Below are 17,737 nucleotides of genomic sequence, written 5' to 3' on the forward strand. Positions count from 1 at the left end.
TAAACGTATCGTTAATTAGAATTCTTTTAAGCGAAGAACCACTTGCTGGCATCGCTGTAAACTTTCTCAACCGTTTCCGGCTGGTCTTCACCAGGCAGATCTTGGCTGCTGGGCAGATTGGTGCGCTTGAGGACGTAGCAAAGTCCTTGGTAGCTTTCGCGGTACGATGCCAGTTCTTTAGTGTCGATTTGAATCGGTTGACCGGGCACCACTGGAATCAGTTCATCACGTTCGTAAATGCAATCGCCGTCAAGAATCTTCCAGGTACCATTCTTCTTTTCCAAACGCATGAAAATCCGTGCGTAAGAATGCAGATCAACTGCTTGACCGCCGAGTTTAACGCGTGGTGACAACATCATGACCGGCATTTCGCTGATGGCTTTGTTGCCGTTGACCCAAACAGCGGTGTAAAAGATCTTATGTTTAGCGCCGCCACCGTTAGCTTGAGCGACCTTTTCAAAATACCCCTTGGCAGGACCGTCATACCAAGAGACGTGCATCTGAGCGTCATCACTGTAACAGGCGCTTTCTTGGGCATAAAGGTTGTTATCCCGAGCGTAGCGCTCATACTCCAGCAGTTCGCGAATCTCCGCGCGGTCGGCGAAGGCCTGTTTATCCGTTTGATCCAAAGGTGCGTCATAGAATTTTTTATCAGTCATGATAATTCCTCCTTAAAAGTTAAGAACATGATATCTAGTCACAATAAGATACAACGTGTTTCTTATTTATGATTAGTATACACGCCTATAGCTTATTTTCAATAAGAAACAGGTTGTATCTTATTTGTTTTACGGTACAATTAGGCTAACATCGTTTCTAAGGAGGAATTTTCATGCCAAAAAGACGTCGCGGTGATAATCTTGATGAACAAATATTTCAGGCAACTTATGATCTAATGACTGACATTCCACTAGAAAAACTGACTTTCTCAGCCATTGCCAAACAGGCTAACACCAGCCGTTCGGTTCTTTATCGCCATTGGGATACACCGTTAGACCTGATTATCGACGCAATTATGTACGAAATTAACCAAACGGAGCACCCATTCGGAACACCCACTTTCGATTACGGGTCGCTCAAGAATAACCTCGTGCATTTAGGAAAAGAATTCATGACAACGACGCAAACACCGCCGGCTAAATATATCCGCCCACTTTTCAATATGGCACAGGAAAAACAGCAGAAGCGTGCCAGTAATCAAATTTTAAAAGCAGTCGAAGTTTCTAACCTGCAACTGATCGACCACGTCATTGAACTTGCTATTCAAAATCACGAACTGAACCATGAACCTTCACAGACGGTCAAACTCGCCTTTTTCGATCTTTTGCGCTCTTCATCTATGACCGGTGAACCCGTGTCGAATGATTGGGTCACGCGCTTAGTTAACGAAGTGATTTATCCTGCTATGCGTTTTCAGGATGAACAAACCAAGGATTAACAGTATTGCATCGGACTCATATGTCAGGGACCTATGTGACGGACACTTTCTAAAATGAAATAGACCCGAATTGTTAAATCAAGTGCGATACCCGTAGCTACAAGATAAGAACTGGAGACTCCTAAAACTGATCACAGTTCAATTGGTGCCAAGCTAGTAACTCAAAGGTTGCTTGCGCACTTAGATAAATAAAACTCTTACGTAAACGATTGTTGAGCACCATTTGAATTTAGCAATATAGGCATCAGTGAGACCGCTCCTTAGGGAGATAATTGTTCTACATTTTAAATAGCCACTAAATAGCTCCAGCCAGATTCACACTAATACACGTGTGAATCTGGCTGGAGCTTTCTTAATTTTATAGAATTGCAACTCAGGGTGATCCAATTCAGCTGCGAATTCTCTATTTTAATCCATTTAATCGCCTAAACTCTCGCAAGAACGCTGCAGTTCTATTACCGGGAAATTTGGTGCTCAGTAGCCCATATGGCACCGTGATATCTGTCTTCAAGGGTATTGTCACTAGATTCGGGTGAATCCTTTTCCAAGGTGTAAGCGAGATTAGTGCGATGTTTTCTTCAACTGCTTTATTGAACGTATTAATATCATATCGGCCTTCCGTATCGATTGCTTTAATACTTGGGGTAGCAGCCAATAACTGTTTACGTAACAGATCATTTTTCTCACTGATTCCCCGTGGCACCATTAAAATTTTTTGATTAACTAAATCCGAAAACGTAATTTCGTCCAATTGAGCCAGTGGATTATCACTGCGGACGGCAATACCAAAATGATATGCACCTAATTTAATTGCACTAAATGATTGCTTTAGCGTGGTGCTGTCGAACGTTCCTACAATCAAATCACTACTCCGACCAAGCATTGCATACTCTCGATTACTAGAATTCAAGTCTTCTGTTAGCTGAACTAGGTGAATCTGAAATTCTGGCATTTTTGGAGAAAGCTGTTTCCACAATAACATGAAAGGATCAGCTGGGTGTAACAGCGAAGTCCCTAGCCGAATCAACAGCTTGTCATCGATGCGAACACGCCTAGTTTCTTCAATTGCCGTATTCAGTATGCCCAATATTTGATTGACGTATGGCTTAAATTTTTTGCCTTGTGGTGTCAGCGTCACACCGTTAGCGGTACGAACAAATAGTTTTAAGTTTAGTTCACTTTCTAATCGGTTCATCTGTTTCATGACTGCCGTTCCAGAGATGAAACCTTGTTCACCTGCCTTGGTAAAGCTACCAAATTGACTAACTCGCAAAAAGGTTTGTAATTGATTGATATCCACTTCAACACCCCCTCTCGATTAGTATAAACCAACAGTTGATACTGTTACAACTGAATGACGCTTCTCAGACACATTTATCCGCCATATACTAAGACTCGTAAACAAGACGTAGCCACATAAACATTATGAGCTACCGTCACATTTTAAACAAACTAAATTAAGGAATGGAGCGGATTAATATGACAATTGAAAACAAGATCGTAGTTATCACCGGAGCATCATCAGGAATTGGTGAGGCCAGTGCCAAACTGTTAGCGAGTCATGGTGCCAAAGTGGTACTCGGTGCTCGGCGCAAAGAACGGTTGGAAAACATTGCAGCTGACATTCAAGCCCAGGGCGGTCAAGCGGCTTATCGGGTTACCGATGTCACAAAACCAGCGGATCTTATCGCTCTGGTTGAGTTAGCTAAGCAAGCGTTCGGCGGCATCGATGTCATCTTCAACAATGCTGGTATTATGCCAACATCACCGATCAGTGCACTAAAAATTGACGATTGGAACGCCATGATTGACGTCAATCTCAAAGGTGTGTTGAATGGCGTTGCCGCAGTGATGCCGAGTTTCACCCAACAAAAGCACGGACAGATTATTACCACTTCTTCGGTTGCCGGGATTAAAAGCTTCATTGGTTCTGGGGTGTACGGAGCCACTAAATTTGCGGTTCGCAACTTCATGGAAGTTATTCGAATGGAGAGTGTCAAAGAGCAGACCAACATCCGGACAACTAGCCTGTACCCTGCCGCAATCAATACAGAATTGTTGAACACGATCACCGATGCCAATTCTTTAAAAGGAATGAACGCACTCTATGAAGCAGTTGGTATTAGTCCGGAAGCTGTAGCTCGGGTAGTTGACTTTGCGATCGCTCAACCAGACGATGTCAACGTCAATGAATTTACTATCTATCCAACAGCACAAGCCTAGTCACCACTGAAAAAATAGAAGCCAATCAAACAACATATAAGAAAGAGGATTTTAAATTGAAAAAAGTTATTTTATTAGGCGCTACCAGTAACATTTCACGATATCTAATTCCACGTCTCTTAAAAGAAGACGATATTGAACTAACGCTATTCGCCCGGCAGGCAACAAGTCGTCTTGCCCAGTACGCCAATCAACCAAGAGTAACCCTTGTCAACGGTAACTGGAACGACGAGCAAGATCTAGTGACGGCAATTGAGGGCCAAGATATCGTCTATCTGGCAACCGGTCACTTTACCATTGCCAACCAGAAAATTGTTACTGCCATGAAGCAGACCGAAGTGGACCGGATTATCATTGCCGGTGGCCTTGGCATCTACGATGAAGTAACTGGTAAATTTGGTTCCTGGAACGCCCGAATGATGGGCGATTATACCGAGATAAAACGGGCAGCTTTAGTATTTGACGATAGTCATCTCAACTATACGTTTCTACGCATGGCCTGGTTGTACAACAATGATCAGCATCTCGACTACAAAATAATTCCCAAAGGTGCAGACTTTGTCGATACCCAAGTCACCCGACAAGCGGTTGCCAGATTGATCACTGAAATCATTTTGGACCCCACACTTTACGAGCGAACCAGCATTGGTGTGGCCGAGCCCAATACTGCTTGGGACAAACCATCATTTTACTAGGAGGTGCAAAATGAAAATCAAAGTTGCACTTGAAAACGGGTATTTACCACAAATTTACACCCGCAAAGCATTAATCAAACAAAGCGGTCAGCCAATTGTCTCCTTTCCAATTTCCTGCGTTTATTTGCCGAAATAGACCAACTCATTGGCAATCAGTCTGATTGACTATGATGCTGTTCCGAGAACTGGCTTCCCCTTCATTCATTGGCTTGCTGCAAACATTCCAGTGAGCCAAGAAATATCCGCGGATTTTAGTCGCCGGTATAAGGGACCACAAGGCCAAAATTCCTGGATGTCTCGCTTTTATGCTTTAGATGATTCATACTTCATGGACCATTATGCTGGACCAAATCCGCCAGAAATCCCTCATCGTTATACCCTAACTATGTATGCACTAAGCAGGAACACAACTCTGAAAAACGGATTCTATTACAACGAATTTTTAGACCAGTTAGAAAACTGTGTGCTAGATGAAGCACGGCTACAAATCCTTGCTTTATAGCATCCGAAAGGAAAAATAATATGAACAACAAAACAGAAGTCACTCATGGACTATTTGATATAGGCAATTTAAACACCGCATTTGTCAACAACTTTGTCGGCGATAGTTATCATAACTCACTGGTGAAAGAGACCAATATTCCGGTCACTGTCAGCAATGTTTTCTTCGAACCGGGAGCGAGAAATAACTGGGATATCCACCATAATGGCTACCAGATCTTACTGGTTACTGGCGGTGAAGGCTGGTATCAAGAAGACGACCATTCAGCACAGAAACTGCATTCTGGTGATGTGGTAATTACGCACGAGGGAGTTAAACACTGGCATGGTGCAACCCAGAATAACTGGTTTAGCCATGTCGCTATCACGGCGGGTACACCAATTTGGCTGGAACCAGTTAACAACGAAGACTATCAACAACTAAACTAGGAGGCTACACAATGGTTAAAATTAAAATGATCGTAAACGGTAATACTCTGATTGCTGATTTCGAAAATAACGCGACAGCAAACGCCCTACTTAATTTAATGCCCACGCAATTACCGATGCTTAATCTGTATTCACGTGAATTAACTTATCGGTTTAAACAAGCTTTACCAGCAAATGACACGCAACGGAAAGGCTATCGAGTTGGTGATATTGCTTATTGGGCGCCACGACACAGTTTTGTGATCTTCTATAAGCAGACTGGTGAAATTATTAGTGATCTACAACCTATTGGACATATTGATAGTGGTGACCTCAACCAATTTCAATCGTCTGGGAACGTCACCGTTAGTTTTGAAAGGGTTTAGGGACAGTGATGAAAAAAGTTCTAATTTTAGGTGCAAATGGTCGCATCGCTAGAATCGTCCGCAGCAGACTGCTTGCCCAACACGATGTTCAACTCACATTATTTCTGCGCAACGCAGATCGGATTACGGTTTCGAATCCTAATCGAGAAAGTATCATCGAAGGCGACGTCAATAATACTGCTTTACTCGATACCGCCATGGTCGGTCAAGATGTTGTCTATGCTAACTTAGCTGGTAATATGGAACGGATGGCAGCCCAAATCGTTAATGCAATGGTCCAACAGCACATTCATCAGTTAATCTGGATCACTGGGTCTGGTTTATACCACGAAACACCTGAACCCTTTGGATCATGGGTTGAACGAACGGTTGGTCATGTTTCTAAGGAAGATACCCGGCGTGCAGCAAAAGTTATTGAAAGTTCAAACCTAGACTACACTATTATTCGTGCCGCTTACATGACCGACAACCCTGAGATTGATTACGAACTGACCCAAAAAGGAGAATCGTTCAAAGGTACCCTGGTTTCACGGGCAAGTATTGCCGACTTGGTGTTAAAAGTGATTGGTTCAACCAACAAATACACTCGAACCAGCCTAGGTATAGCAAAACCGGGAACCGACAATTCACTTCCACTTATAAAACAAATGGAAAATAAGCGGATTTAATCAAAAAATCCGTTTAGCTGAACCACTGATGCGTTATGCTCAATGCGGTAATCTATCCTTCGGCAGTCGAATAGTTTGTCTGGTACGAGACATATGCATACAAATCGCCTTTTTGCAGAGAGCAAAACTCAGCGCTTCACATGAGTTTAAAAGATTTAATAAGCTTCGGGCACTAAAAAGATTATTTTCTTAAAGTGTGAAATAGTGGAGTTTCAAAAGGAAGGGACGGAATTAAAATGGTTAAAGCACGCCTGCATCGTTGGACATTAATTCTTGGCATAGTTTTTTTGCTTGCTGGTGTGAGTTGCTTTATCATCCGATTTTTCACGCCTGAATATATTGGTGCGAACGGGGTTTTACATGAGTCTTTTTACTTGGTGATCCTTGGTTACGCCGGCCTGTTTATTGGTCTGATTTTCTCCTTTATTTCATTTTTAACGCGAAGTAAATCGTAGTTATAATATTTCAATGTTCCTTGATATTACATGGATATATCAATACAATACGACAATACGAAATTTGAAATGATGCGGTTGATTCTGATGAAGTACCATTTAGTCGTATCATGCATCATCATTTAGAGTCATTTTAAAATAAAGCAAAAGAATCGACCTTGGCCGATTCTTTTGCTTTATCCAATTATTTAGCTGTTTGAGAACTATTTTGACTGGGCGCTTTAAGTCTGACAATGGTTGATACAGCATTTTGGAGTGATCTTTAAAAAATTACCAAACATCTACCAAACATTTACAGCGAGTCGTGTCAATGCAACAAACGAATCAAATATCTCTATAAAGTAATAACAAGTTTACCCGTTGTATGCCTGCCAGCAACACGATTCTGTGCTGTGGTTACCGATTCGGCACTGAATGGAAGTGTCTCTATTGATTGTTTGACCTGCCCCTCAGCCACTAATTTGCCTAGTGCTTCAAGCATAGCCCCGGTACCCTGAGTAAATTGGAAAGCGACCTGTTGTGGCGCTGCCAGTTCTTCAGGAGTCGGCTGGGCCGCAACGGTAATGAGTCGGCCGTTGGTTTGCAACGTTGCTAAACCACCATCAATATCACCAACCGTATCGAAGACCCCATCGAAATCATGCAGAACATCGCTTGGTGTAACTTGATGATAGTCTATCACTTGGTCAGCACCTAAGTCCGTCAGCAATTGAGTGTGGGCCGGGCCTGCAGTCGTAGCAACGTATGCACCACGTAATTTTGCGAGTTGCACGGCTAGTGAGCCCACACCGCCAGCACCGCCTTGAATCAGGATCTTTTCTCCAGATTGCACGTTCAAGCTCTTGGTAATTGCCTGATAAGCGGTCATCCCCGCAATCGGTAAGGCCGCTGCTTGAGCATCAGAAAGATCAGTTGGTGTATGCGCCAGTTCATCTAAGGGGGCAACACAGTACTCAGCGTATGAACCGTTATTTCCTGCATGATCACTTGGTAAACCACCGAAGACTCGGTCACCGACTTTGAACGTTGTCACACCAGCGCCAACCGCAGCCACAACCCCTGCCATATCCCAGCCTAAAATTAGTGGGTAAGACCAGTTATCAGTAAAGGGACTGCCCAACATACCTAGTTTAGCAGCGACGTCCATTGGATTGATGCTAAAGGCCTTGATATTCACCAGCACCTGTCCGGCTGGTAAAGCTGGCTGCTGCACGTCTTGCAGAATAAATTTGCTATCAACACCTAATTTATCGATTGTAATTGCTTGCATGTAATTCCTCCTAAATTCTAACGTTGTTCATTGAAATGTGTAGGAGTATTCTAGCACTAGATAATTGTGAATGCGCAACCGGTTTCCACTGGCTGTAGTGCAATCCAACAGATAGAAAGAAGTGTCGGAAAAATGGCTTCTCAACAAGCAGCACGTATGGAAAAGAATTTACAACAGGCATTACTAAACTTATTGGCACAATACCCTTTTGAGAAAATCACCATTCAGCAGATTGCTGAAGAAACAATGGTGAATCGTACCACGGTTTATGCGCACTATGAAGATAAATTTGCATTACTCAATGCGACACTTCAAACTCAATTTACAGCAACTGAAATTGCACCCGAAGATCTAAAGACTAAACCGTTCACCAGCCTATCACTGCTCTGCAAAGGTACACTAACGCAAGCGGTTGAACGGCAGCGCAATGATATGGCTTTCCAAACGGCGATGATGCAGTTGTTTTTCCATCAATTAAAGCAAACAGATGTCGTGCCAACCGGGTTACCAGAATATATGCTGATTTGGCGCGTCAAAGCCGTGATGCATTGGGTGCGTGAAACCCAGCAACCGTATAACCTGTACACTGCTGGTTCAATTCTGGATGGGTTAACGGTGCATGCTAATGAACTTTTAGACTCGAGGCTTTGATCGTACCAGTCCATCTGGGAGTGTTAAATACTTTTGTGTAAATGGAATTTCTCTCCCATTAGCTAGCCGTTAATACATTGATCCTAACTTTTTAGGAGGTCTTATGCGTTATCAAAATCAGTATGACATCAAAAGGATTCATTTAAAGTCTAATTCATGCTCTACTATTTTTGTCAAAGAAAGGACTGATCAAAATGACTGATACAACTGTTACATCATTGCGTTTCAACAAAGACCAATATCGCAAAGTAAAAGAACTTGCTGATTTTAATGGTGTTTCAGTCACAACGTATATGCGGCAAGCCGTCTTAGAACATGCTGAAGACGAAACTGATTACCAAGACGCGGCTGCAAATTTAAAAACCAGTCACGGTGAAACTGTCAGTCGAACTGAAATTATGACTCGTCTTGGACTACGACCATGACTGCTTATCATTGGAGCTTTGACAAGCATACCGAAAAAAATTTCCAAACTGAATCTACAAATTCAGCGCCGACTTATTCACTGGTTAGACAGCCATATTGAAGGCTATGACAATCCTCGTGCTTGGGGAAAAGTCTTGGAGAGCGATTTAGGAACATTTTGGCGCTACCGTGTTGGTAGTTATCGAATCATTGCTGATATTAATGTTGGACATTTTAATGTGCTAGTTGTTAAAACGGCTAAGCGTAACGATGTCTATAAATAATTGCACTAAAGAAGGGCCATCTCATTTTGAGGTGGCCTTCTTTTCGGAATTATTCATCCTTTAGAGAATGGTGTGATTGTAGAGAATTTCTGGCAACGGCCACGCAATGATATGGCTTTCCAAACCTATAACCTGCACACTACTTTTTGATCTAGCGCGTATAGATCTGGTTGACGTACTTAGATGGTTGCGTTAAATCTTTAAAATACATCTTGTGTGAACTATAGCGTTTTACTTTGTACTTCCAAGCCATTCCACCAGCTGGCGCATTATTATATATCCGGCCTACTAAATAATAAGTATGATGACCAAGGTACTTGTACTTCATTTTATAAGTGGGTGTGGAATTCATTGCGCCAACGGGATTGGACTTTAACGTTTTGTTATAAAACGTGACTGTTGAACGTAGGGTCATGCCACTCATATGGAACTTCTTTGAATGCCATTTAGTATGTCTCAAAACACTCGGAATGCCAGAGTGAACTTTTGCGGCATTGGCAGTTGTGCTAGTTGTCCCCATTGCCCCTATTAAGCCAACACTTAAACCAATTGTGACTAAAATCGATTTTTTCATAGCTGTATCCTCCCTATTTGCCTACATCATACGCGTTTACGACTATAACGCAAAAAAGCTTTCACATGACGTGAAAGTTTTCCCGAATTGTCAAGTCAAGTGCAACACCTGTAACTACCAGTTAAGACTGAAGACACTAAATAAAGAACCACGATTAATTAGCAGGGTAGTAGTGAATCAAAAGCTTCCTGCGAACTCAGATAATTGAGACTCTTGCGTGGGCGATTATTGATGACGGTTTGAACTTTATCAATGTAGTCTTCATCATATGAACGAAGCGAAACGCCCTTAGGCAGATACTCACGTATCAAGCCATTGGCATTCTCATTACTGCCACATTCCCAAGGTGAATATGGATGCGCAAAGTAGATCTGTGAACCACTAACCTGATTCAGCATTGAGAATTCACTGCCGTTATCAAACGTGATGGAGTTAAAGATATTAGCACCATAGTGATCAATGACTTTTTGGAGCGTATTAAGGCAGGTAGAAGCGTGAAAGTTGGGAATCTTCACCACAATCTCAAACCGAGTGAGACGCTCGGTGAGTGTCATGAGTGCTGGCTCGCTAGCAACCTTTTTGCCTTTCACTAAATCACCTTCCCAATCGCCGAAGGTAATTCGGTCATCGATACTAGCTGGTCGATCTTCAATTGATGTTCCCAGCGATTTTTTGTTCAAACGATCATGGTGAACATGGCTGCCTTTCACTCGCCGACGTAGCTTCTTAGAAAGGTCACTATTATCTAACGATAATAGTCCGGCATCAATGTAGCGATAAACAGTCGGTGTTGAAGGGCATCTCAATGTAGGGTGCATGCGGTGAAAACGGTGAACAAAGCTGTCTACACTATCAGTCCTTAGGTGCCTCTTTAAGGCTTTAACTAGCATCTTAAAGAACAACCAACAACGATTCAGGAGGTCATAGGAATGACACTTTAAACGGTGTTTCTCATAGATTGCCTGACCAGTATCAGCAAAGTAGCGGTAATAAGGTAAATAGTCGCTATTGAGCTGGCGAACGGTTCCCCGCTTAAGCTCGCGGCAAATTGTGCTAGGATCCCGATGGAGTTTGATCGCAATCTGTCGAATAGAATAGTGATCTTCATGCCAGGATTGAATCTGACCTCGTTCTTCAGCTGAAAGTTGTTGATAATGCTTGGCAGTGCTAGTATTTAATTGGGTCATGGAGATGTCCTTTCTTTTTCGTGGTAGTTAAAGTATAGGTCTCCATGGCCTATTTGTGTATTTACTGGGTGTTGCACTTAGATCTTAAATCGGGCTTTTAAATTCTGTTTCATATTTAGTCATAAAAATACCCCCAAAGTTGGAAACAACTTTGGGGGTACACGTCATCTTGTCTAACTATTATGGGGCATTTCTTTTAGAAATTATTTGTTGGTTGATTTCAATGATTTCTAGGTGGCTGACTAATGTCCAGTAACCACTTTTTTAACTAATTTCATGCCACCAAAGCGGATAACTGTTTTACCCTGATGATTATGCTTGTCCAGAATCACGTTGACCACCGAACCAGCCCCATCTTCAACTGAACGCATGAAGCGGTTATTCATATGATGATTCAAATCAGTTGTGACACCACCGGGTACCACACCAAAAATCTCCACTGGAATGTGTTGAGCTTTGAAAGATTTAGCAAACATTGAAATCATTTGGTTTAAAGCCGACTTGCTGGTACAGTAGCTGAACGGATGAAAGAATCTGTTAGGAGCGGGAATCGTCATATTGACGATTCGCCCGTGATTTTTCTGCAAGATTGGCGTAAAGGCTTTGATCAGTTCAAAGTTACCGATGACGTTAACGTTCAACGTGGCCTGTAGATCCTCAGTCTTAGTTGCTAAGGGTTCTGCGCTCATATCGCCGGGAATACCGGCGTTATTGACCAACACCCGTAACTCTGGATGCATTTTCGCAACGTTGGCAGCTGCAAAATGGATCGTCTCAGGATCATTGAGGTCAATTGGAATCCATTCTACAGTAATGCCCTCTTCCTGTAACTTTTGAACCGCGGCCATTCCCCGCTGTTTATTGCGGGCACCTAACAGAATTGTCCAGCCTTTTTGACCTAACTGCCGTGCCATTTCAAAACCGATACCCTTATTGGCACCGGTAATTAATACTGTATTTGCCATTTTTAGCCCTTCTTTATTGGAAAATAATCGTGTTTCTAGTTTAACACGTCATAACTGATGTACTACAGTTTAAAATAATATGATTCGATTAAAAAGACCAATTCCATAATTGAATTGATCTTCCAGTAAATTAACTTTTTATACTATTTTTACAGTTGAATACAGACTGATGTTTTAGTAACGCTGAACTAAAAATTGATGCAGCGGATGCGTAAACTGGGTGTATTTAATGGCATCAGCAAAGTTACCAGTGACCATATCTGCGTCATGACCCGTGATTAATTTTTGAACCCAGGTCGGATCAACTAACAGCTGCTGGCCAACCGCCGCAAACTCGGCGTGCTTTAGCAGCCCTTCAACATCTGAACGGGTCCGCACCCCGCCAACACCAATTAGTGGTTTACGGCCGGCGATGCGTTCGTGTAAGTAAGCCATAATCGATTTTTCTTGGTAGGCTTTGGTCCGTGAGACCCGGTCAAATTTATCCAGTGAAACGTGCAGATAGTCTAGCGGCCTTTGCAACAGCTGATCAACGAGATAAAAGGTATCGTCTAAGTTGATACCCGGCGTCGTGAATTCTTCAGGCGAGAACCGGTAACCAACGACAAATGGGCGGTCAGCGTACTGATCAACTGCGGCAAATACGCTGTCTAAAACCTGCTTGATAAACGTAAAGCGTTTCTCACGGGTACCGCCGTATTCATCGGTACGTCGGTTAGAATGCGGTGAATAGAACTGCTGCAGCAAATAGAGGTTAGCACCGTGCAGTTCGACCCCATCAAAGCCGGCTTCAATGGCCCGCTTAGTTGCTTGACCAAAAGCGGCAATCGTTTCGTGAATCTCGTTTAGCGTCATGGTTCTTGGAGTAGCTGTTTTGGGTGAGCCATCACGGTGCTGTCCCGCAACGGCACTGGCACAGAGCGCTTGTTGCCCGTTTAACGCATCCGAACGGCTCATGCGGCCAGCATGAAAAATCTGAACAAACGCCTTGGCACCCTGCGCCTGAATTGCACTGGCCAATTTGGTCAGCCCTGGTAAATCGTCATCATGAGCGATACTGAGCTCGCCAGCCCAGCCTTTGCCCATGTCAGTGACGTTAGCAGCACCGGTGATTACCGCACCAACACCGTGTGACCGTTCAGCATAGTAATTGATTTCATCGTTAGTGATCGTGCCATCATAGAAGCTCTGTAAAGTCGTCATTGGGGGCATGATCAGCCGATTTTTAACTGTAACGCCCGATTGAAATGTAAATGGTTCCTGATAATTTGTCATGGTTTCCTCCTATCCATAATAGTGATGTTCATTAGATATTAATTATTTAATTCCAGCCTGATTGGTGCATGATCAGCCCGTTTGCCGGTGTCAATCACGGTAACGTCCTTAATTTGTTGAATGAGATCATGATCAACTAAGAAATAGTCTAACCGCCAGCCGTGATTATTAGGCTTGGTTGTTTTGTTACGCTGTGACCACCAGGTAAAGACATCATCCTTATTGGGATATAGATAACGGAAGGCGTCCACATAGCCATCCTTAAAGAAGTTAGTAAAGCTGTCGCGCACGACCGGTGGGAAACGTTTAACCATCATGTCAAACTTTTTGGGTTCATAGATATCTAATCGAGTAGCTGGCCGATTGAAGTCACCGAACAAGATCACTTGCTTTCCTTGTTGATGATACTGTCTTAAGGTTTTTCTTAAGTCAGCCGTCCAGTTGACCCGTTGTTCCCGCCGTTCAGTGGAATGACCAATCGGGACGTACACGGATAAATACACCGTGCTATTGATTTCGATACCAGTGATACGGCCTTCTTCTAAGGTATCTAAATCTAAAATTGGCTTACCCTGATAGCTGTTCTTATACAAGATCAGTGTCCCGGCGTAGCCTTTTTTCTGCTGACTATTCGTATAGACGAAGGTATACTCTGGAAAATATTCCTGTAACTTAGCCGTATGTTTTGGCAATAACTGACTTAACTTAGTTTCTTGTAACCCAATAATATCTGGCTGTAATTCAGCAATTTTATTCAACGTCTGCCTGGATAGCTCGGCCCGTTCTGAATGACCGACGAGTGCGGCGTTTAAACTATCGATATTCCATGAAATAATTTGCATCTGCCGTTTTCCCCTCCCCAGATTAACTTATTTAAACTGACGTCATATAGTCTAACATATTCCATTTCAGTACCAAAAAAAGACTAAGCAGTTTGCCTAGCCTTTTTACGTGATTTCGTGTCCCTTAATTCAGAGTCTTAATCTTTTATTTGCGCTTTAAGAGAATAGCTTCTTAGTGGCTTTTGCTAACGTCTTTAAGTCCTTATCATAACGCGGTGTATGAACCAATTTACTCATTGGAATACCCGTGAAATGATAGGCAGCAATTTCACCGGAACGAACGGCACTTTGTTCAGTGAAGACCATTTGATATGGCTGTTCAGCAAATTCACCGGTGAAGGCCAAATTAGTGCTGTGGTCTGGGATGACTTTTGGTCGATCCGTTTTAGCCCGGTTATTGAACAGTGCCGAAGCGTATGGCATGTAGACTGGAATACAGTTGACGATGCTATCCATGATATCGGCTTTCTTGTCCATAATGTTACCTGGACCCGGATCAACTTTTGAAAGCTGACCAATTAACTCTTCAGCCATTTCTTTACCGTTCATCTTGATGTATGGCTTGTCGACAAATTCACCGTGACGTCTCGGGTACAGGAAATAGCCCCAGATGACGGATTCATTCGGCTTTTGAGTGGTAAAGTGCGGCTGATGGTGAACCACGATGGACATGTTAACGTCCTTTTGGCCAAGGTCAGTAATCGGTGTGGTCGAGATAAAGGAGTTCAAAGCGTTACCGGGTACCTGCGTGGTGATCCGGGTAATTTCATTTAACAGTAAGTGATTCTTAGTGGTCAATGTGAAACTGCTCCACTCGCAGGCGTTTCGGTCGGCAAAGAACTTGTCGGGGTTACCCAGGTTGTAGAAGTGTTCCGTGGCTTTCTTCCACAAACCGGATGCGGCCCCGTAATCCATGTTTTCAGTGACTGGCGTATCGTAGTCACCCATGGTTGCTGAATCGGTGATGGAACCGTTGGTAAAGATCACTGCGGTCTGTTCATCAACGTCCACCGTTTCTTCTTCGCCGGTTTCCGTGTTGGTCATGACTAAGCCGGTGACGGTAATTTCATCTTGCAGCGGCGTGTCTTTAAAGTGCCAGTCAGTAACGCGCCGGTTCAAAACGAAAGTGCATCCTTGGTCTTTGAGATAGTTGATTAACGGCAGCATCATGGATTCGTATTGGTTGTAACGGGTCCGGTTAACACCGACTAAGTGTTCAATTTGCGTAAATTCATAGATCATTTGATGCATGTAGCGCCGGAGTTCCTGGGCTGAAGATTGAATCCGGAAGGCAAAGGTGGTCTCCCACATGTACCAGAAATTAGTTTGGAACATATGCGGATCATTCTTGAAGTAGTCCGCAATCATCACGTTGTCCAGTCGCTGTTCCTGGTCATCAGGCATCAAGATCAGTTTGGTCAGTAGCGAACGGTCCTTGTTGTTCAACCCCAGTTTACTGCCGTTAACAATGCCTTTGCCACCCTGTAGCAAGCGTGCTTTATCAAACGTTTGGTGACGCGCGTCAAATTCATGGGTGTCTGCTGCGGCCGTCATGCCGGTTTCAGTACCGGACGGAATCCGTCCCAGCAGATCCATGAGGTCAACGTATGTGCGGTAGTTAAGCATCCGACCGCCACGTGCAACGTAGCCGGCCTGGTTTTCAGTGGGATGATTTTTATTCCAATAATCATCCTTGGCATACTTCACTTCATCACCGTCGTTTGAACCATGGTCATCAATTGAATAAAACGTGATCTGATCACCAGACCAGTGAGCCTCTTGAATCAGATACACTGCACTTGCCATGTTGGCTAAGCCAGCACCAATCATCATCGCTTTTGTTTTAACCATGCAAAAGCCTCCTTTATCTTTTATACCGAATCATCCTTATTATAAAACGCTTTCATGAAAATCAAAAGCCCCAGAAAATTTTTGCATCAAAAAAGGACCCGCAAACTTTTGCGAAGTCCTTGAATATCAATCTAATATGATAGCAAAATCAAGCTTTATCGGTGTCCATGAGCCAAGCTAAGGCTAAGGATTTTTCACCTAAATGAGTCCCGATAACCGGGCCAAAGAAACTGCGTTCAATGGGAATTTCGGGAAATTTATTTTTGATCTGTTTCATCCAGTTATCGCCGCCTTCAGGATCGTTACCATCGATAATGATCCCCCGGAGCGGATAATCCGCGTTAGCCACAGCTTCGGCAAAAAGATCTTCAACCCGCAGCAGCGCTTTTTTGCGGGAACGTACCTTTTCAAAGGCCACGATTTCGTGACTTTGGTCGTCAAAGGTCAGTAGCGGTTTGATTTTCAGCAGGCTGCCAACAAACCCGGAAGCGTTTGAAAGCCGACCGCCACGAACCAAATTTTGCAGGTCATCCACCACAAAAATTTCATCAATGGTGGCTCGAACAGCGTTTAAACGGGTAATAATCTCATCAACGTTCTTACCCGCGTGCGCCATCTTAGAAGCTTCAATGGCCAAATAACCCATTAGTTTAACCGTGATCTGTGAATCGTAAACCACCACATGGGTATTGGTTAGATTTTCATTCACTTGTCTAAGTGAGTTCACAAAGCCGGAAATCGTGCTGGCTAAGTGAATGCTGATGATGGTGTCATAGCCCTCATCACCCAGTTGCTGGTACAGCTGAATCATTTCACCCAGCGGTGGCTGAGAAGTACTTGGAAATGATTTCGAGGATCGCAATTTATCCCAAAATTCTGCGGTGCTAATATCGACACCTTCATTGTAGGAACGGCCGTCAATGATCACTGGGATCGGAACGACGTGGATCTGGTAGCGCTCAATGTCTTCTGTTGACAAATAGCTGGTACTATCAGTGACGACAGCTATTTTCATTGTAAACACCCGTTTCTTTTTTCAATTTAATTAACTTACTTTTTAAGTCTGAGATTAATTGTAACTAATCCCGGAAGTGAAAGCAAGCACTCACCAAAACGTAACGATTGTTTAAATTTTAAGCAGTTTGGCGGCTATTGAGTGTCTTCTTCTAAAATACTATCAGCCCGGTCAAGACTGCGGCTCAGCCGGTTCAGCATGATCTTCATCATTTGCTGCTCATCTTCCGGCCAATAATGGAAGACCGCATCGATCAACGCCTGGTAGTCGGTATCAATATTGGTCAGTGTGCCGTGCCCCGTTGCCGTTAAGGCGTATTCCAACTGGCGGCGGTCTTTACCAACCGCGGTTTTGGAAACCAGTTCTTTGCTGGTCAAACTCTTTAACTGCCGACTTAGCGTTGACGTATCCAGTTGCAATGCTTCAGCCATAGCATCTTGCGTGATGACTTGATTCTGAATTTGGCGTAAAAGTCGCCACTCAGCAATGGTCACGTGGTAATGTTTCGTAATTTTCGTGGTTTGCGTCTGCAATGATTTGGCGGCTAAACTTAAATTATCTAAGATTCCTTCCAAGGCACGTCTCCCCCTTATAAGACTAATTTACTTGTATTATACATCTTTTTAGTTAAAATGCGGCTAATT

General features: G+C 43.3%; 23 protein-coding genes. 12 read left to right on the top strand and 11 right to left on the bottom strand.

Going from position 1 to position 17,737, the window contains the following annotated elements; all coding sequences use genetic code 11:
* Window positions 1-26 precede the first annotated feature (26 nt).
* On the bottom strand, window positions 27-659 hold the full coding sequence (locus tag CES79_RS10210) for a nuclear transport factor 2 family protein (protein ID WP_089137114.1): 633 nt from the start codon (window positions 657-659) through the stop codon (window positions 27-29).
* 173 nt (window positions 660-832) lie between these two features.
* Here CES79_RS10210 and CES79_RS10215 point away from each other — a divergent pair, with 173 nt between their 5' ends.
* A complete protein-coding gene (locus CES79_RS10215; protein WP_054655162.1) occupies window positions 833-1,438 on the top strand; it encodes a TetR/AcrR family transcriptional regulator in 606 nt (201 codons plus the stop codon).
* Window positions 1,439-1,841: 403 nt separating this feature from the next.
* Here CES79_RS10215 and CES79_RS10220 read toward each other — a convergent pair whose 3' ends face one another.
* Window positions 1,842-2,738, bottom strand: coding sequence for a LysR family transcriptional regulator (locus CES79_RS10220; protein WP_089137115.1), 897 nt, complete (start codon window positions 2,736-2,738; stop codon window positions 1,842-1,844).
* A gap of 179 nt (window positions 2,739-2,917) precedes the next feature.
* Between CES79_RS10220 and CES79_RS10225 the strand changes: the two genes are divergently transcribed.
* The 8 genes from CES79_RS10225 (at window position 2,918) to CES79_RS10255 (ending at window position 6,774) form a co-directional block, all read left to right on the top strand.
* Complete coding sequence (locus CES79_RS10225) at window positions 2,918-3,661, top strand: SDR family oxidoreductase (RefSeq protein WP_054655160.1); 744 nt, start codon at window positions 2,918-2,920, stop codon at window positions 3,659-3,661.
* 56 nt (window positions 3,662-3,717) lie between these two features.
* Entirely contained in the window at window positions 3,718-4,356 is a 639-nt protein-coding gene (locus tag CES79_RS10230; protein ID WP_089137116.1) for an NAD(P)H-binding protein, read from the top strand.
* 10 nt (window positions 4,357-4,366) lie between these two features.
* The gene (locus CES79_RS13155; RefSeq protein ID WP_263851329.1) at window positions 4,367-4,492 is read left to right on the top strand and encodes a hypothetical protein; all 126 of its coding nucleotides are present in this window, start codon (window positions 4,367-4,369) and stop codon (window positions 4,490-4,492) included.
* Window positions 4,493-4,501: 9 nt separating this feature from the next.
* On the top strand, window positions 4,502-4,858 hold the full coding sequence (locus tag CES79_RS10235) for a YbhB/YbcL family Raf kinase inhibitor-like protein (RefSeq protein WP_225362398.1): 357 nt from the start codon (window positions 4,502-4,504) through the stop codon (window positions 4,856-4,858).
* A 20-nt stretch (window positions 4,859-4,878) separates the two neighbouring features.
* Entirely contained in the window at window positions 4,879-5,286 is a 408-nt protein-coding gene (locus tag CES79_RS10240; protein WP_054655158.1) for a cupin domain-containing protein, read from the top strand.
* An 11-nt stretch (window positions 5,287-5,297) separates the two neighbouring features.
* Entirely contained in the window at window positions 5,298-5,651 is a 354-nt protein-coding gene (locus CES79_RS10245) for a cyclophilin-like fold protein (RefSeq protein ID WP_054655156.1), read from the top strand.
* A gap of 8 nt (window positions 5,652-5,659) precedes the next feature.
* On the top strand, window positions 5,660-6,319 hold the full coding sequence (locus CES79_RS10250; RefSeq protein ID WP_089137117.1) for an NAD(P)H-binding protein: 660 nt from the start codon (window positions 5,660-5,662) through the stop codon (window positions 6,317-6,319).
* Window positions 6,320-6,555: 236 nt separating this feature from the next.
* Complete coding sequence (locus CES79_RS10255; protein WP_089137118.1) at window positions 6,556-6,774, top strand: DUF3955 domain-containing protein; 219 nt, start codon at window positions 6,556-6,558, stop codon at window positions 6,772-6,774.
* Window positions 6,775-7,108: 334 nt separating this feature from the next.
* On the opposite strand, the gene CES79_RS10260 is transcribed toward CES79_RS10255, so the two are convergent.
* A complete protein-coding gene (locus CES79_RS10260; RefSeq protein ID WP_054655154.1) occupies window positions 7,109-8,044 on the bottom strand; it encodes an NADP-dependent oxidoreductase in 936 nt (311 codons plus the stop codon).
* 132 nt (window positions 8,045-8,176) lie between these two features.
* Between CES79_RS10260 and CES79_RS13235 the strand changes: the two genes are divergently transcribed.
* The 3 genes from CES79_RS13235 to CES79_RS10275 all read left to right on the top strand — a co-directional run bounded on the left by CES79_RS13235 (window position 8,177) and on the right by CES79_RS10275 (window position 9,384).
* Window positions 8,177-8,695 (top strand): TetR/AcrR family transcriptional regulator, encoded by a 519-nt coding sequence (locus CES79_RS13235; RefSeq protein WP_054655152.1) that lies wholly within the window; start codon window positions 8,177-8,179, stop codon window positions 8,693-8,695.
* Between the two features lie 194 nt (window positions 8,696-8,889).
* The gene (relB, locus tag CES79_RS10270; protein ID WP_054655235.1) at window positions 8,890-9,120 is read left to right on the top strand and encodes a type II toxin-antitoxin system RelB family antitoxin; all 231 of its coding nucleotides are present in this window, start codon (window positions 8,890-8,892) and stop codon (window positions 9,118-9,120) included.
* Between the two features lie 18 nt (window positions 9,121-9,138).
* Entirely contained in the window at window positions 9,139-9,384 is a 246-nt protein-coding gene (locus tag CES79_RS10275; protein WP_225362401.1) for a type II toxin-antitoxin system RelE family toxin, read from the top strand.
* Window positions 9,385-9,535: 151 nt separating this feature from the next.
* Here the strand turns inward: CES79_RS10275 and CES79_RS10280 are convergent, their stop codons facing one another.
* From CES79_RS10280 to CES79_RS10315, 8 genes are all read right to left on the bottom strand, one after another.
* On the bottom strand, window positions 9,536-9,958 hold the full coding sequence (locus tag CES79_RS10280; RefSeq protein WP_089137119.1) for a hypothetical protein: 423 nt from the start codon (window positions 9,956-9,958) through the stop codon (window positions 9,536-9,538).
* A 158-nt stretch (window positions 9,959-10,116) separates the two neighbouring features.
* Window positions 10,117-11,145: an IS30 family transposase gene (locus CES79_RS10285; RefSeq protein WP_089137120.1), complete on the bottom strand. Its 1,029-nt coding sequence runs from the start codon at window positions 11,143-11,145 to the stop codon at window positions 10,117-10,119.
* A 242-nt stretch (window positions 11,146-11,387) separates the two neighbouring features.
* Window positions 11,388-12,110, bottom strand: a complete 723-nt coding sequence (locus CES79_RS10290; RefSeq protein WP_089137121.1) for an SDR family NAD(P)-dependent oxidoreductase — start codon at window positions 12,108-12,110, stop codon at window positions 11,388-11,390.
* Window positions 12,111-12,284: 174 nt separating this feature from the next.
* Entirely contained in the window at window positions 12,285-13,385 is a 1,101-nt protein-coding gene (locus CES79_RS10295; RefSeq protein ID WP_054655149.1) for an NADH-dependent flavin oxidoreductase, read from the bottom strand.
* 38 nt (window positions 13,386-13,423) lie between these two features.
* Window positions 13,424-14,227, bottom strand: coding sequence for an exodeoxyribonuclease III (locus CES79_RS10300; RefSeq protein WP_054655147.1), 804 nt, complete (start codon window positions 14,225-14,227; stop codon window positions 13,424-13,426).
* A 156-nt stretch (window positions 14,228-14,383) separates the two neighbouring features.
* Window positions 14,384-16,078: an oleate hydratase gene (locus CES79_RS10305; RefSeq protein WP_089137122.1), complete on the bottom strand. Its 1,695-nt coding sequence runs from the start codon at window positions 16,076-16,078 to the stop codon at window positions 14,384-14,386.
* 148 nt (window positions 16,079-16,226) lie between these two features.
* Complete coding sequence (locus CES79_RS10310; protein ID WP_089137123.1) at window positions 16,227-17,093, bottom strand: DegV family protein; 867 nt, start codon at window positions 17,091-17,093, stop codon at window positions 16,227-16,229.
* A 134-nt stretch (window positions 17,094-17,227) separates the two neighbouring features.
* A complete protein-coding gene (locus CES79_RS10315; RefSeq protein WP_054655145.1) occupies window positions 17,228-17,668 on the bottom strand; it encodes a MarR family winged helix-turn-helix transcriptional regulator in 441 nt (146 codons plus the stop codon).
* Window positions 17,669-17,737 lie beyond the last annotated feature (69 nt).

It is taken from the genome of Secundilactobacillus silagei JCM 19001 (assembly GCF_002217945.1).
Lineage (GTDB): Bacteria > Bacillota > Bacilli > Lactobacillales > Lactobacillaceae > Secundilactobacillus > Secundilactobacillus silagei.

Bases quoted from the DNA above. Each gene is read 5' to 3' on its own strand.
- CES79_RS10210 (WP_089137114.1), bottom strand. From the start codon at position 659: ATGACTGATAAAAAATTCTATGACGCACCTTTGGATCAAACGGATAAA.
- CES79_RS10215 (WP_054655162.1), top strand. From the start codon at position 833: ATGCCAAAAAGACGTCGCGGTGATAATCTTGATGAACAAATATTTCAG.
- CES79_RS10225 (WP_054655160.1), top strand. From the start codon at position 2,918: ATGACAATTGAAAACAAGATCGTAGTTATCACCGGAGCATCATCAGGA.
- CES79_RS13155 (WP_263851329.1), top strand. From the start codon at position 4,367: ATGAAAATCAAAGTTGCACTTGAAAACGGGTATTTACCACAAATTTAC.
- CES79_RS10240 (WP_054655158.1), top strand. From the start codon at position 4,879: ATGAACAACAAAACAGAAGTCACTCATGGACTATTTGATATAGGCAAT.
- CES79_RS10245 (WP_054655156.1), top strand. From the start codon at position 5,298: ATGGTTAAAATTAAAATGATCGTAAACGGTAATACTCTGATTGCTGAT.
- CES79_RS10250 (WP_089137117.1), top strand. From the start codon at position 5,660: ATGAAAAAAGTTCTAATTTTAGGTGCAAATGGTCGCATCGCTAGAATC.
- CES79_RS10255 (WP_089137118.1), top strand. From the start codon at position 6,556: ATGGTTAAAGCACGCCTGCATCGTTGGACATTAATTCTTGGCATAGTT.
- CES79_RS10260 (WP_054655154.1), bottom strand. From the start codon at position 8,044: ATGCAAGCAATTACAATCGATAAATTAGGTGTTGATAGCAAATTTATT.
- CES79_RS13235 (WP_054655152.1), top strand. From the start codon at position 8,177: ATGGCTTCTCAACAAGCAGCACGTATGGAAAAGAATTTACAACAGGCA.
- relB (WP_054655235.1), top strand. From the start codon at position 8,890: ATGACTGATACAACTGTTACATCATTGCGTTTCAACAAAGACCAATAT.
- CES79_RS10280 (WP_089137119.1), bottom strand. From the start codon at position 9,958: ATGAAAAAATCGATTTTAGTCACAATTGGTTTAAGTGTTGGCTTAATA.
- CES79_RS10285 (WP_089137120.1), bottom strand. From the start codon at position 11,145: ATGACCCAATTAAATACTAGCACTGCCAAGCATTATCAACAACTTTCA.
- CES79_RS10290 (WP_089137121.1), bottom strand. From the start codon at position 12,110: ATGGCAAATACAGTATTAATTACCGGTGCCAATAAGGGTATCGGTTTT.
- CES79_RS10295 (WP_054655149.1), bottom strand. From the start codon at position 13,385: ATGACAAATTATCAGGAACCATTTACATTTCAATCGGGCGTTACAGTT.
- CES79_RS10300 (WP_054655147.1), bottom strand. From the start codon at position 14,227: ATGCAAATTATTTCATGGAATATCGATAGTTTAAACGCCGCACTCGTC.
- CES79_RS10305 (WP_089137122.1), bottom strand. From the start codon at position 16,078: ATGGTTAAAACAAAAGCGATGATGATTGGTGCTGGCTTAGCCAACATG.
- CES79_RS10310 (WP_089137123.1), bottom strand. From the start codon at position 17,093: ATGAAAATAGCTGTCGTCACTGATAGTACCAGCTATTTGTCAACAGAA.